General features: G+C 63.2%; 12 protein-coding genes. All 12 read right to left on the bottom strand.

Annotation, left to right across the window (positions count from 1 at the left end):
• Window positions 1-64 precede the first annotated feature (64 nt).
• Window positions 65-382 carry a HigA family addiction module antitoxin gene (locus tag AC1RTB_RS10865; RefSeq protein WP_492881394.1) on the bottom strand — a complete coding sequence of 106 codons (318 nt, stop codon included), beginning with the start codon at window positions 380-382 and terminating at the stop codon, window positions 65-67.
• A 9-nt stretch (window positions 383-391) separates the two neighbouring features.
• Entirely contained in the window at window positions 392-682 is a 291-nt protein-coding gene (locus tag AC1RTB_RS10860; protein ID WP_492881395.1) for a type II toxin-antitoxin system RelE/ParE family toxin, read from the bottom strand.
• A gap of 63 nt (window positions 683-745) precedes the next feature.
• Entirely contained in the window at window positions 746-2,422 is a 1,677-nt protein-coding gene (recN, locus tag AC1RTB_RS10855; RefSeq protein ID WP_492881396.1) for a DNA repair protein RecN, read from the bottom strand.
• A 10-nt stretch (window positions 2,423-2,432) separates the two neighbouring features.
• Entirely contained in the window at window positions 2,433-3,302 is an 870-nt protein-coding gene (locus AC1RTB_RS10850) for an outer membrane protein assembly factor BamD (RefSeq protein WP_492881397.1), read from the bottom strand.
• Window positions 3,303-3,487: 185 nt separating this feature from the next.
• A complete protein-coding gene (lpxC, locus tag AC1RTB_RS10845) occupies window positions 3,488-4,423 on the bottom strand; it encodes a UDP-3-O-acyl-N-acetylglucosamine deacetylase (protein WP_492881398.1) in 936 nt (311 codons plus the stop codon).
• Between the two features lie 278 nt (window positions 4,424-4,701).
• The gene (gene ftsZ, locus AC1RTB_RS10840; protein WP_492881399.1) at window positions 4,702-6,396 is read right to left on the bottom strand and encodes a cell division protein FtsZ; all 1,695 of its coding nucleotides are present in this window, start codon (window positions 6,394-6,396) and stop codon (window positions 4,702-4,704) included.
• Window positions 6,397-6,466: 70 nt separating this feature from the next.
• Window positions 6,467-7,777, bottom strand: coding sequence for a cell division protein FtsA (gene ftsA, locus AC1RTB_RS10835; protein ID WP_492881400.1), 1,311 nt, complete (start codon window positions 7,775-7,777; stop codon window positions 6,467-6,469).
• On the bottom strand, window positions 7,774-8,715 hold the full coding sequence (locus AC1RTB_RS10830; protein ID WP_492881401.1) for a cell division protein FtsQ/DivIB: 942 nt from the start codon (window positions 8,713-8,715) through the stop codon (window positions 7,774-7,776). The genes ftsA and AC1RTB_RS10830 overlap by 4 nt, the downstream gene beginning before the upstream one ends.
• Window positions 8,703-9,629, bottom strand: coding sequence for a D-alanine--D-alanine ligase (locus tag AC1RTB_RS10825; RefSeq protein WP_492881402.1), 927 nt, complete (start codon window positions 9,627-9,629; stop codon window positions 8,703-8,705). The genes AC1RTB_RS10830 and AC1RTB_RS10825 overlap by 13 nt, the downstream gene beginning before the upstream one ends.
• A 360-nt stretch (window positions 9,630-9,989) precedes the next feature.
• Window positions 9,990-10,955 carry a UDP-N-acetylmuramate dehydrogenase gene (murB, locus tag AC1RTB_RS10820; RefSeq protein WP_492881403.1) on the bottom strand — a complete coding sequence of 322 codons (966 nt, stop codon included), beginning with the start codon at window positions 10,953-10,955 and terminating at the stop codon, window positions 9,990-9,992.
• Window positions 10,952-12,358: a UDP-N-acetylmuramate--L-alanine ligase gene (murC, locus tag AC1RTB_RS10815; RefSeq protein WP_492881404.1), complete on the bottom strand. Its 1,407-nt coding sequence runs from the start codon at window positions 12,356-12,358 to the stop codon at window positions 10,952-10,954. Before murC ends, murB begins: the two co-directional genes overlap by 4 nt.
• Window positions 12,355-13,482 (bottom strand): undecaprenyldiphospho-muramoylpentapeptide beta-N-acetylglucosaminyltransferase, encoded by a 1,128-nt coding sequence (gene murG, locus AC1RTB_RS10810; RefSeq protein ID WP_492881405.1) that lies wholly within the window; start codon window positions 13,480-13,482, stop codon window positions 12,355-12,357. Before murG ends, murC begins: the two co-directional genes overlap by 4 nt.
• Window position 13,483: the final 1 nt, after the last annotated feature.

The following is a 13,483-nucleotide window of genomic DNA, read 5'->3' as shown; positions in this document are numbered from 1 at the left end:
CCAATAGCCCACGCAAATCAGCAGGATCGCGCAGGCTCCTGACATCCAGCCTGGCCGCGATAAATCACTGATGCGGCGGCTTCGGCTCATAGCGCGCTATCTTGATCTCGCCTTCGCGCTTGCGAGCCTGCGCAATATCGTAGCTGTTTTGCATCCGCATCAGCGTTTCCATGCTGACGCCGAACGCCTTTTCGATACGCAGCCCCATCTCCGGCGACAACGACGAACGCCCGTTGATGAAGGCCGACAGCGCCGCGCGGGTCACGCCAAGCGCCTCCGCCGCAGCCGTCACCGACAATTCCATAGGCTCGATGATCTCGGTGCGAACGAAGCCGCCCGGATGAGGCGGGCTTTTCAGCCTGAAACCCTGCGTTTCGGTCATGGCCACCTCCTAGTGGTAATCCTCGTAGTCGAGGTCGACGATCTCGACTTCCGCCTTGTCGATGAAAAAGGTCAGGCGCCAGTTCCGCGTGACGAACAGGCTCCAGGTACCCTTGCGCTCTCCGGCAAGCTGATGAGCCTTCCAGCTCGGAACCGAGCGCAGCTCTTCTTCTTGTTCCATGTCCTGCAGAAAGGCGAGGATATTACGGATTTTATCGACGAACTGCGCCGGAAGCCCGCTCGCATCGTCGTTTTCGAAAAGTCGGCGCAAGCCTTTGTGCTTCACGCTGCGGATTTTCATCCGTCGGAAGATAGGTCAGCCAGGATGAGTTGTAAAGCGACACGCTACACTTTACGTAGGTTCTCAGACAGCAGCAGACGTATTCTCGCGCAGCAGACGTTCGGCGGCGGCGCGGGCCTCGTCGGTGATGGATGCGCCCGAGAGCATGCGGGCGATCTCTTCCTGGCGTGCCGGGCGGTCCATCTCGTGGATGCCGGTGGCGACGCGGTCGGTGTTGCCCTGCTTGGAGATCAGGAAATGTGTTGCAGCGCGCGCGGCGACCTGCGGCGCGTGCGTGACCGACAGCACCTGGACCCGGTTGGCGAGACGCGCCAGCCGCTGGCCGATGGCATCGGCGACGGCACCGCCAACACCGGTGTCGATTTCGTCGAAGACCAGCGTCGGTGCCGAGCCACGGTCGGCCAATGCGACCTTGAGCGCCAGCAGGAAGCGCGACAGCTCACCGCCGGACGCCACCTTCATCATCGGTCCCGGCCGGGTGCCCGGATTGGTGCGCACCCAGAACTCGACCTGATCGATGCCTTCGAGCATGCGGTTGTCGGCTTCGCTTGATATCTCAACGAGGAATTCTGCCCGCTCCAGCTTGAGTGCCGGCAGCTCGGCCATGACAGTCTTGCGCAGGCCCTCGGCGGCAGTCTTGCGCAGTCCAGACAGGCCCGAAGCGATGCGGTCGTATGCCTCACGCGTGGTGCGCCCCTGCTGCTCCAGCGCCTGCAGCCGTTCCTCGCCAGCATCGAGATCGGCAAGATCGGCAACCATCGTGTCGCGTAGCTGCGCCAGACTGTCGACGGCTACATTGTGCTTGCGCGCGGCGGCACGCAGCGCAAACAGCCGCTCTTCGGCCTTTTCAAGCCGCTGCGGATCGTATTCGGTGGCCCGAAGTGCCGCATCGACGCCCGATTGCGCCGCATCGAGCGAAATCATTGCCTCGTCGAGCGACTTCACCACCTCGTCGAGCAGGCCGGGCACTTCGGATGCCTTGCGCTGCAGGCGCCTGAGCAGGCTTGCCAGTTGCGGCAGCGGCGAGGATGAGCCCGAGAGCACATCCTGCGCATCCTGGATTTCCGAAGCGATCTTTTCGACGCGCATCATCGAGGCGCGCAGCTCGGCAAGCTCGCTCTCCTCGCCTGGCTGCGGGTCGAGCTTGGTCAATTCCTTCACCGAGGCGCGCAGATATTCGGCTTCGCGGGCGGCGGCCTCAACACGGGCGCGGTGGCGCGAGAGCTCCTGCTCGGCGGCGCGCCAGATCTTCCAGGCCTCGGCGGTGGCTCGCGCCTCACCGACATGGCCGCCAAACGAATCGAGCACCTCGCGATGCGCCCCGCCATCGACAAGCGCGCGGTCGTCGTGCTGGCCATGGATCTCGACCAAGGCGCGGCCGACGTCGCGCATCAGCGTGACGCTGGATGGCTGGTCGTTGACGAAGACACGGGTGCGGCCATCGGCGGTCTGCACGCGTCGCAGGATGATGTCGCCGTCGTCGTCGATGGCATTGTCGGCGAGCAGTGTGCGTGCCGGGTGGTTGCGCGGCACGTCGAAGACGGCAGTCACCTGCCCCTGGGCGGCACCATGGCGGACAAGCGAAGCATCGCCGCGCGCGCCGAGCGCGAGCGACAATGCGTCGAGAAGGATGGATTTGCCGGCACCGGTTTCACCGGTCAGCACCGAAAGGCCCGGCGTGAAATCGATGTCCAGCCGTTCGATCAGGACGATATCGCGGATCGAAAGGCGTGAGAGCATCTAATGTTGATCAGGCGCCAGAGAACATCTTTCCGGCCTTGGAAATCCAGGAGCCGGCATTTTCGCGAGGCTCAAGTCCGCCGGACTGCAGCAGCTTGTACGAATCCTTGTACCACTGGCTGTCAGGATAATTCTGTCCAAGCACGGCCGCCGCCGTCTGCGCTTCCGAGGTCAGGCCCATCGCGTAATAGGTCTCGACCAGGCGCGCGAGCGCTTCTTCGACGTGGCGCGTGTTCGAATAGTTTTCGACCACGTTGCGGAAGCGCTTTGCCGAAGCGATGAATTCGCGGCGCTCGAGATAATAGCGGCCGATCTGCATTTCTTTGCCGGCGAGCTGGTCGCGGGCAAAGCGAATCTTGGCATTGGCGTCGTCGACATATTCCGACGTCGGCCAGCGCTGGACCACTTCGGTCATTGCTTCGATGGTGCGGCGGGCATCCTTCTGATCCTGCGTCACGTCGCGAATCTGGCGGAAATAGCTCAAGCCGATGATGTACTGCGCATAGGCTGCGTCGTCGGTTGAGGGATAGAGCGCGAGGTAGCGCTTGGCCGAGCCGATGGCTTCTTCATAAGCGCCCTGGCGATAGCTGGCGAAGGCGCCCATCACCATCGATTTGCGTGCGAACTCCGAATAGGGGTGCTGACGATCAACAGCCTCGAACTTGCGGCTGGCTTCCTTGAGACGACCGGCATTGAGGTTGGCGAGACCCTGATTATAGAGAACATCGGCCGGTTCGGTCTGCTCGACATAGGTCGCGAGATCGACATCAGCTTCGCCCGACATGCAACCGGAGAGTGCAAGCGTCGGAGCGATGAGCGAAAGCGCCACAACCAGAGGCGTCACGCGCAATTTCGATCGACCGGCTCGTATCAATGACATCACAGAGTTTCGCCCCTTTGGCGCTGTTTCGCTTTTCAGGCAATGGCCATAGATCACAACTGGCTTTGCCGGGCAACGCTATCAGCTGCCAATCGCGCAATTTTGTGGCAGGTGAACGCACATGCCATTTCATCGGTCGAGTGGTGCAACAAGGCCACACCACTCTTCCGGCAAATTGCCTGCGCTCAGAGAGTCCAGGGCGCGTGGACAGCGGCGCTGACAGCGATCAGCTCCGCCGAACGGCCGCGCTCGCGGCGCGACGTTTCGACGACCTCGAAGGCCGAATGGTCCGAAAGCAGGCGGCGCAAAGCAGCAGCATTCAGCCTGTGGCCGCCGCGATAGGAACGGAAGCAGCCGATGAACCGCGCACCGGCAAGGGCCAGGTCGCCCATGGCGTCGAGCGTCTTATGACGCACGAACTCATTCGGATAGCGCAGGCCTTCGATGTTGATGATGTGGCTGTCGTCGCCGATAACCACGGAATTCTCCAGCGACGAGCCAAGCGCATAGCCGGCAGCCCACAGCCGCTCGACGTCCTTCATGAAGCCGAAGGTGCGGGCGCGCGCGATGTCGCGGCGGAAGATGTCGTCATTGATATCCGACGCAAAGGACTGGCGCCCGATCGCCGGGCTTTCGAAATCGATTTCGACCTCGAATCGCGTGCCGCCATAAGGACGGAACTCCGCCCACGAGGCACCGCTTTCGATTCGCACCGGCTTGAGAACGCGGATGTAGCGACGCTTGACGTCCTGCACTTCGATGCCGACCTGGTCGATGGCTTCGACGAATTGCGCAGCACTGCCGTCAAGGATCGGCACTTCCGCACCGTCGACCTCAATCAGGAGATTGTCGATACCGAGGCCAAACAGTGCGGCCATCAGGTGTTCGATCGTGGCAACGTGGAGCCCGGAGGGGTCACCCAGCAGCGTGCAAAGGTCGGTCGCACCCACTTCCGACACAATTGCGCGGAACTCTCGGTCAGCAACCTGAAACACCACACCCGTGTCGGCGTCCGCCGGCGCGAAATGGATAGTCACGGGCTTCCCGCTATGGACACCTATGCCCGATAGCGAGACGCGTGATTTGAGTGTTGTCTGATAATCTTGCAAGTCGATCCCCATATGCCCGTCCACTTCACGTCCGCTTCGCCACACCACGGCGCACGGCTCTTATCTTCGCCAGACGGGTCCTCATCCCCACGACACCCGCCCAAGCGACCTTAATCGAGGCGAAGATAGTCTTCCGGATGATAGACTCCAAATCACGGTTTCTTACTCTGTGTAACTGCGGGGACGCTTGGACCCGCCCCGTCAACCTAATGATTTGAATGATCTTTTCAGATTAAAAGGCGGACGTCGAGACGCCCGCCTTTCAAACAATGTTACTGGTCGTTCACAGTTCAGTTGGCTTGCCGGCGAAGGAACGCCGGAATCTCCAGCTGATCGTCTTCCTGAGTCCGTGTCTGCGGCGCAAGGCGGCCCTGCTCGTCGAGCTGTCCACGACGCGGTGCGTAGAGCTGCGATTCCTGGCTGGTCATGCGGCGCTGCTCGGGGGCCGGCTGGCGCAGCTTGGGCTCGCGCGGCTGCGCGGGCTGCAGGCGTGCGGGTTCTTCCTCGCGGCGGGTCAGGCCGCTCGTCAAGCGCTTGAGCAGGCCCATCGGACCGCGGTCCTCATGATCGACCGGCTTGGCCTTGGCTTCCACCTCGGCTTTCACCATCGGCGGAAAGTCCTCGACGCGCGGCATGCGCTGCTGAACCGGAGCCGGCTGCATCATCTCGCGTTGGGGTGCCACCTGTGGCTGTGCCACCGGCTGAGGCGCGGGCTGATGGAACTGCTGCTGCGGCTGCGGCTGGTACTGCTGGGCCTGCGGCTGGGCAGGCGGAGCCTGGAACAGCTTGCTCTGGGGGCGGAACTCTTCACCCTGTGGAGCGGCTGCACGCGGCTGTGCCATGGCAGCGGCGTTGGTTTCGGCCAGGCGGATTGCCTCGGCGACAGGATCGTTGGCGCGGATTTCCATGCGCGGCTGCTCCTGCGGAGCGGCCTGCTGCGCCGGGCGGACCTCAACCGGACGCGGTGCCGGCTTCGGCGCCTGACGGATGGTCAGCGGTGTTGCAGCCATGTCGGCGGCCGCCTTGTCGATGCCGGTGGCAACAACCGACACGCGGATGACGCCTTCCAGATCTTCGTCGAAGGTGGCGCCCAGGATGATGTTGGCGTCCTGGTCGACTTCTTCACGGATACGGGTCGCAGCTTCGTCGACTTCAAACAGCGTCAGGTCGCGGCCGCCGGTGATCGAGATCAGCAGGCCCCTCGCGCCCTTCATCGAGGTTTCGTCGAGCAGCGGGTTGGCGATCGCAGCTTCGGCCGCAGCCATCGCGCGGCCCTCGCCCGATGCTTCGCCGGTGCCCATCATGGCCTTGCCCATCTCGCGCATCACCGAACGGACGTCGGCGAAGTCGAGGTTGATCAGGCCTTCCTTGACCATCAGGTCGGTGATGCAGGCGACGCCCGAATAGAGCACCTGGTCGGCCATGGCGAAGGCGTCCGCGAAGGTCGTCTTGTCATTGGCGAGACGGAACAGGTTCTGGTTCGGGATAACGATCAGCGTGTCGACGCATTTCTGCAGCTCTTCGATGCCGTAGTCAGCCGTCTTCATGCGGCGCTGGCCTTCGAAGTGGAACGGCTTGGTGACGACACCGACGGTCAGGATGCCCTTTTCGCGTGCAGCGCGGGCAACGACGGGAGCAGCACCGGTGCCGGTGCCGCCGCCCATGCCGGCGGTGACGAAGCACATGTGGGTGTTCGACAGGTGATCGATGATCTCGTCGATGCACTCTTCAGCGGCGGCGCGACCGACTTCCGGCTGCGAACCGGCACCCAGGCCCTCGGTGACGTGGGCGCCGAGCTGGATGAGGCGCTCGGCCTTCGACATGGTGAGCGCCTGGGCATCGGTGTTGGCCACCACGAACTCGACGCCGCGCAGGCCAGCAGTGATCATGTTGTTGACAGCATTGCCGCCGCCGCCGCCGACACCGAACACGGTGATGCGGGGCTTCAGTTCGGTGATGTCCGGCTTCTGCAGATTGATCGTCATAGTCCTCGTCCTTTTTGCCTTTCAAGCCGCTTCGCCGTGCGGCCGCCAATGGGGCTGTCCCCGTCAATTCCTAAAAACTGTCTCTCAACCACTGACTCATGCGATGCAGTTTTCCGCCCGTTCCCGTTGCCCTGTAACGGGAAATCCCTTTCGCCGAATGGCTTTCGATGCCGGCCATCTGCGGGTAGATGAGAAGCCCGACGGCGGTCGCGAAAGCCGGCCCCTTGGCCGCCTCCGGCAGACCTGCCACGCCAAGCGGGCGGCCGATGCGCACATTGCGGCCAAGAATGCGGCGGGCTGCTTCCGGCAGCCCGACCAACTGGCTCGCACCGCCAGTCAAAACGACGCGCTTGCCGACAGCATTGCCGTAGCCTGACTTGTTCAGGCGATCGCGAAGCAGCTCCAGCGTCTCATCGATGCGGGCGCGGATGATGCGCGTCATCATCGAGCGCGGGATCTGCAGTGGCATTTCATTGTCGTCGACGCCGATCGGCTGAATGCTGATCAGGTCGCGATCGTCGGCACTGCCGGGCAAAGCCGACCCGTGCATGACCTTCAGCCGCTCGGCATCGTCGAGACGCGTCGACAGGCCCTTGGCCATGTCCATGGTGACATGATTGCCGCCGATCGGAATGGAGTCGGCATGAACGAAGCGGCCTTCCGAGAAGACCGACAGCGTCGTCGTGCCGCCGCCCATGTCGATGCAGGCAGCGCCCATTTCGAGTTCGTCGTCGACCAGTGCTGCCAGGCCGCTGGCATAAGGTGTCGCAACCATATGCTCGACCGACAGGTGCGAGCGGTTGATGCAGAGCTCGAGATTGCGCATCGGCGCCGAATCGCCGGTCAGCACATGCATGTCGACGCCAAGCGTGTCGCCGACCATGCCGCGCGGATCGCGCACGCCGCGTTCAGCGTCGAGCGAAAAGGCGATCGGCAGCGAATGGATGACATCGCGCTCGGCCTTGAGCGCCTGCTTGGCACCCGCAGCGAGCACGCGCTGGACGTCTGCCTCTTCGACTTCATGGCCGCCGAGATTGATCGTCGCCGAAAATGCCTCGCTCTTGATGCGCCCTGCAGACAGGTTGACGATCAGGGAATCGGCGGTCAGCCCAGCCATGCGTTCGGCCGCATCGACGGCGAGCCGGATGGCATGCTCGGCGCGATCGAGGTCGACGACCACGCCCGACTTCACGCCTTGCGATTTCTGATGGCCGATGCCGATGACCTGGGCCTGATGGGTGCGCCCCTTGAGCAACTGGCTGCCCTCGGCCGGCTTCAGCTTGGCGACCACGCAGCAGACCTTGTTCGAGCCGACGTCGAGCACCGTCAGGATGCCCGAGCGGCGCGAGACCGGATCTTTTTGACCGCCAAGCCAGCTCATGTTTTCTTCTCCACCTTCGCCTTGACGGCCTTCGGCTTGGTGTTCAGCGCGGCCGCGCGCCGCTCGACCGCTTCCGGCGTGAGCTGAACGACCAGCCGGTCGCCGAAGCGCATGTCCACGGCCGAAATGTCACGCGTGAAAAGCGCGTTCTCGCGGTCGAGCGCGACGAGATCGGCAAGTGCCGCATCGACCTGGTTTTCAGGCAGCTTGACGGTGATTCCGTTGTCGAGGCGCAGATCCCAGCGCCGCTCGCCGATGCGGATATAGCCCTTCACGCGCGACGCCAGCTCTGGAAAGGCCTGAACCCGGGCAACGAAGTCGGCGGCACGTTCGGCGGCACCGAAACCAATGACCAGGGGCAAGGCAACCTGGCGACCGCCGGTGAACGGGGCGATGACCTTGCCATCCTTCTCAACGACGCTGAGCTGACTGCCGTGCTGCCAGATGGCGAACGCATCGCGCTCATCGACGCGAACCTCGATGGTATCCGGATAAACCTTGCGCACGGCGGCATCGCGCACCCAAGGCAGACTGACGATGCGCTCGCGCGCTTCTTCCGGATTGAAGCCGACCAAAGAGGTCCAGCCGTCGAGTTCGAGCTTGTCGAGAATGTCGATTTCGGAGGTCTCGCGATTGCCCGAAACCTTGATCTGGTCAACGGCAAAACCGCTGCGGGCAGTCACGCCCTGGACCATCGCCGGGAAGTGACCACCGAGATAGGCGCCATAGAGCGAGCTTGCGGCGAGAAACGCAGCCGTCAGCATCGACGCGGCATAGGGCGGAGGAGTGAACTCCCCACGCCCGAAGCGCGACAGCATGCGAACCGGCTTGCGCAGCAGCCGCGGCAGCACGAAATGCTCCGCGGACAAGGACAGCCCGAAGACGCGCGGCGTCGCGCCGTTCACCCTCCTGTTCTGTCCCGACCTCAACGCAAACACGAAGCGTCCTCCACCATCCAACTCAACAACTCACCAAACGAATGCCCGGCGTGGGCAGCAATCTCAGGCACCAGCGACGTCGGCGTCATGCCGGGTTGCGTGTTGACCTCCAGCCAGACGACCTCCCCATTTTCGGAATGGCGGTCGTCGTACCGGAAGTCAGACCGGGAGACACCCCGGCACCCGATCGCTTGGTGAGCCTTAAGCGCCAGTGTTTGTATTTTTTGGTAAATATTCGGTGAAACTTTCGCGGGGCATTCGTGCTTTGATCCCCCAGCGACATATTTTGAATCATAATCGTAGAAGGCGTGACCCGTCGGGATGATCTCGCAGACGCCGAGCGCGACATCGCCCATGACAGCGCAGGTCAGCTCGCGCCCATGGATGTAGCGCTCGACCATCACGGTATCGCCATAGCGCCACTCCGACGACGAGATCACCTGCGGCGGATGCGACTGATCCTCCTTGACGATGACGACACCGAAGCTCGATCCTTCAGCCACGGGCTTGACCACATAAGGCGGCTTCATCGGGTGCTGGTTGCGGATCGAGAAACGATCGAGAACCCGGGATTCGGCAATCGGAATGCCGGCAGCCTTGGCCACCTTCTTCGACTGCTCCTTGTTCATCGCAAGTGCTGAGGCGAGCACGCCGGAATGTGTGTAGGGAATGCCGAGATATTCGAGGATACCCTGGATCGTGCCGTCTTCGCCGAAGGGACCATGCAGCGCGTTGAATGCAACGTCGGGCTTCAGAGCCGAGAGCACCGCACCGACGTCGCGATCAACGTCAACGCGGGTGACCTGATAGCCCACCTGCTCAAGCGCAGCGGCGCAGGCATTGCCAGACGACAGGGACACAGGCCGCTCGGACGAAAACCCGCCCAACAGGACAGCGACATGCTTCGACTTCATCCCCAGTATCCCCTCTAGACTCGGACACAACACCTTGCTTCCAAAGACTAAATCAGAGCCTCCGGAAGTTGGACCTCCGAATGGAAACGCGGGCTACGCGTAACGCGACTCAAATCAGGAAACGCTTTAGGTCAGAGAATCAGAGACTTGATTCCGTGGCAAGAGCCGATTGGAATTCATTGCGATTTGATGACCCAGGCAGCTTCCGATCAGCCTCGCTTTGGCAGCACCAAAAGGCGGATATCGGGCAGCAAAAAGCCCTCGGCGCGGAGAGCGCGAGGGCTTGCGAAACATTGTCGCTATCGATGCTTTTCGGTGGCGCCCGCCCGATCTTGCCGGGCTGCGAGCAAGGCTTGAAACCTAGAGCAATTGCCCAAGGAACTCCTGCACTTCGTGGCCTGGCTTGAAGCGGCCGAGACGCTTGATTTCCCATTGCAGGCGGATGCCGGAATTCTCCAGCACACGGCTGCGCACGGTCTCGCCGAGATACTCCAGATCGTAGCCAGTGGCGTTGCCGGTGTTGATCATGAAGTTGCAATGCAGCGGCGACATCTGCGCGCCACCGATCATCAGGCCGCGGCAGCCGGCCTTGTCGATTTCCTTCCAGGCTGAAGTGCCTTCGGGGTTCTTGAAGGTCGAGCCGCCTGTCTTTTCGCGGATCGGCTGCACCGTCTCGCGGTGATGCTGGACTTGGTCCATGGCCGCCTTGATGGCGTCCTTGTCGTCAGCGTAGCCCTCGAAGGTCGCCGAGGTGAAGATCAGGTCGGAAGCCGCCGAAGAGTGGCGATAGCTGTAGCCCATGTCGGCGTTGGACAGCACATGCAGCTTGCCAGTGCGGTCGAGCGCGCGGACTTCAACGACACGCTCGCGCGTCTCAACGCCGTTGGCGCCCGCGTTCATGCGCAGCGCACCGCCGATGGCACCGGGGATGCCGTGGTAGAAATGAAAGCCGCCGATGCCGCTGTCGTGCGCAAGGGCCGCCACGCGCTTGTCGGGCGTCGCAGCACCCGCCTTGATCCCGGTTTCGGAAATCGCCGTCGCCTCGCCGAACCCCTTCGCCGAGAGGCGCACAACAAAGCCCGGAACGCCACCTTCGCGGACCAGCAGATTGGAGCCGATGCCGACGACCAGAACGGGGATCTCCTCGGGCACCGCCTTCAGGAAGGCCGCGAGGTCTTCTTCGTCGGCGGGCTGGAACAGCGCATCGGCAATGCCGCCGGCGCGGAACCAGGTGATCTTTTCCATTTCGGCATTGGGCGTCAGGCGCCCGCGCAGGCCAGAAAGGCGATCGCCAAGCTTTGTGATCAGCGCTTCGCCGCCCGTCACGACCCGCCTCCGGCGAGTTCTCCAGGCAGCGCATAGGCCCATTGCGTGATGTTGCCGGCACCGAGATAGACGACGAAGTCGCCCGGCTTGGCCAGCTCGCGCACGATCGGCGCGACAGCGGCGGGACCTTCGATATAGCGTGCGTCGCGATGGCCGCCAGCGCGGATGCGCGCTGTCAGCGTTTCGGAATTGACACCCTCGATCGGATCTTCGCCGGCGGTGTAGACGGGTGCGACCATGACCGTGTCGGCATCGTTGAAGCAGGCCGAGAAATCGTCGAACAGGTCGCGCAGGCGGGTGAAGCGATGCGGCTGGGCAATTGCGATGACGCGGCCCTTGGTGGCCTCGCGCGCCGCACGCAGCACAGCCTTGATCTCGACCGGATGGTGACCGTAGTCGTCGAACACTTCGACGCCGTTCCAGGTGCCGGTATGGGTAAAGCGGCGCTTGACGCCGCCGAAGGACGACAGCCCGCGCTTCACCGCCTCGGCCGAGACGCCGAGTTCGGTCGCGACAGCGATTGCGGCGGTAGCGTTGGAAACGTTGTGGCGGCCCGGCATCGGCAGGCGCAGGCCTTCGATGGTCGTCGACGATGCCGACTTGCGGTTGCGGATGACCACGTCGAAGACCGACACCGCACCGTCCATGTGGTGATTGGTGAAGCGCACGTCGGCCTGGGTGTTTTCGCCATAGGTGATGACGCGGCGGTCCTCGATATGGCTGACCAGCGCTTGCACTTCGGGATGATCGGTGCACATGACGCCAAAGCCGTAGAACGGCACGTTCTCGACGAACTGGCGGAATGCCTCGCGCACGTTGTCGAAGCTGCCGTAATGGTCGAGATGTTCGGGGTCGATGTTGGTGACGACGGCGACGTCGGCCGGAAGCTTCAGGAAGGTGCCGTCGCTCTCGTCGGCCTCGACCACCATCCAATCGCCCTCGCCCATGCGCGCGTTGGTGCCGTAGGCGTTGATGATGCCGCCATTGATGACTGTCGGGTCGAGATCACCGGCGTCGAGCAACGCCGCCACCATCGAGGTGGTGGTGGTCTTGCCGTGCGTGCCGCCGATGGCGACCGCGTTGCGGAAGCGCATCAGCTCGGCCAGCATTTCGGCGCGGCGTACGACCGGCAGCAATTTCTCGCGCGCGGCGATGAGCTCCGGATTGGTTTTCTTGATCGCGGTCGAAACGACGATCACTTCGGCGTCGCCAAGGTTCTCGGCACGATGGCCAACGAAGCACTCGATGCCCTTGTCGCGCAAGCGTTGCACATTGGCGCTATCGGCCTGGTCGGAGCCCTGCACCTTGTAGCCGAGATTGTGCAGCACCTCTGCGATGCCGCTCATGCCGATGCCGCCAATGCCGATGAAATGCACGAGGCCGATCGTCTGCGGCATCTTCATGGCCGCACTCCCTTCTTGAATTCCGAAACGGGTATTTTCGACGCAATAGCCTCTGCGAGGTCGGCGAGCAACCGTGTGGCATCTGCTTTGCCGACTGACTTAGCGGCAGCAGCCATAGCCGAAAGACGCTCTGGATCGCCCATCCCACCGCTCAAAAGCTCGGCGATGCGCTCCGGCGAAAGCGTTGCCTGCGGATGCACTTCACCTCCGCCGGCAGCGGCCAGACGCGCGGCGTTTGCCGCCTGGTCGTGGTCGAGCGCATGCGGATACGGCACCAGCAGCGCCGGACGACCGATGACGGCGATCTCGGAAACGGTCGAGGCGCCGGAGCGCGAAATCACCAGCTGGGCGGCGGCCATGCGCTGCGCCATGTCGGTGAAGAACGGCGAAACGTCAGCCGCGATACCGAGCTTGGCATAGGCCGCCTTGACCTTGTCGGCATCCTCGACGCGAGCCTGCTGGGTGATGCGAAGACGTTGGCGCTGCGCTTCGGGCAGCAAGGCAATCGCTGCCGGAACAGCGTCGGAAAAGAACTGCGCGCCCTGGCTGCCACCGAAAACCAGAAGGTTGAACGCATCAGCCCCAGCCGACGCGACATAAGCCGTCTTCGCCGCTTCGATGACCGCCGGGCGCACCGGATTGCCGGTCACAACGATCTTGGCGCTGTTGGCGCCGCTATTTTCCGGCAGGAAGCCGCCGGCAATCGCATCGACCCGGCTGGCCAGCGCCTTGTTGGCGCGACCCATCACCGCGTTCTGCTCATGCACCATCGAAGGCACGTTGCGCCGTGTGGCGGCATAAAGCGGTGGCAACGTCGGGTAGCCGCCGAAGCCGATGACGACCGAAGGCTTGATCTTGGCGATCACCTGCGAAGTCTGACGCACCCCGCGCCAGATGCTCCAGAAGGCGCGCAGCAGCGAAACCGGGTTCTTCGAACCGATGGTCGAGGACGAGATCGGATGGATGGCGGCGGCCGGAAACTTGCCGGCGAAACGCTCGGCGCGCTCGTCGGTGGCAAGATGCACCTGCCAGCCGCGCGCCGTCAGCTCGTGCGCCAGCGCCTCAGCCGGAAAGAGATGGCCGCCGGTCCCGCCGGCGGCAAGCATGACAGTTCCCTTGGCCATG

Source organism: Aminobacter sp. GW821-FHT11F06, assembly GCF_058808215.1.
This window is presented reverse-complemented; position numbering and strand designations above follow the sequence as displayed.

Excerpts from the sequence above, each read along its gene's own strand:
- AC1RTB_RS10865 (WP_492881394.1), bottom strand. The coding sequence starts at position 382 with ATGACCGAAACGCAGGGTTTCAGGCTGAAAAGCCCGCCTCATCCGGGC.
- AC1RTB_RS10860 (WP_492881395.1), bottom strand. The coding sequence starts at position 682 with ATGAAAATCCGCAGCGTGAAGCACAAAGGCTTGCGCCGACTTTTCGAA.
- recN (WP_492881396.1), bottom strand. The coding sequence starts at position 2,422 with ATGCTCTCACGCCTTTCGATCCGCGATATCGTCCTGATCGAACGGCTG.
- AC1RTB_RS10850 (WP_492881397.1), bottom strand. The coding sequence starts at position 3,302 with ATGTCATTGATACGAGCCGGTCGATCGAAATTGCGCGTGACGCCTCTG.
- lpxC (WP_492881398.1), bottom strand. The coding sequence starts at position 4,423 with ATGGGGATCGACTTGCAAGATTATCAGACAACACTCAAATCACGCGTC.
- ftsZ (WP_492881399.1), bottom strand. The coding sequence starts at position 6,396 with ATGACGATCAATCTGCAGAAGCCGGACATCACCGAACTGAAGCCCCGC.
- ftsA (WP_492881400.1), bottom strand. The coding sequence starts at position 7,777 with ATGAGCTGGCTTGGCGGTCAAAAAGATCCGGTCTCGCGCCGCTCGGGC.
- AC1RTB_RS10825 (WP_492881402.1), bottom strand. The coding sequence starts at position 9,629 with ATGAAGTCGAAGCATGTCGCTGTCCTGTTGGGCGGGTTTTCGTCCGAG.
- murC (WP_492881404.1), bottom strand. The coding sequence starts at position 12,358 with ATGAAGATGCCGCAGACGATCGGCCTCGTGCATTTCATCGGCATTGGC.
- murG (WP_492881405.1), bottom strand. The coding sequence starts at position 13,482 with ATGGCCAAGGGAACTGTCATGCTTGCCGCCGGCGGGACCGGCGGCCAT.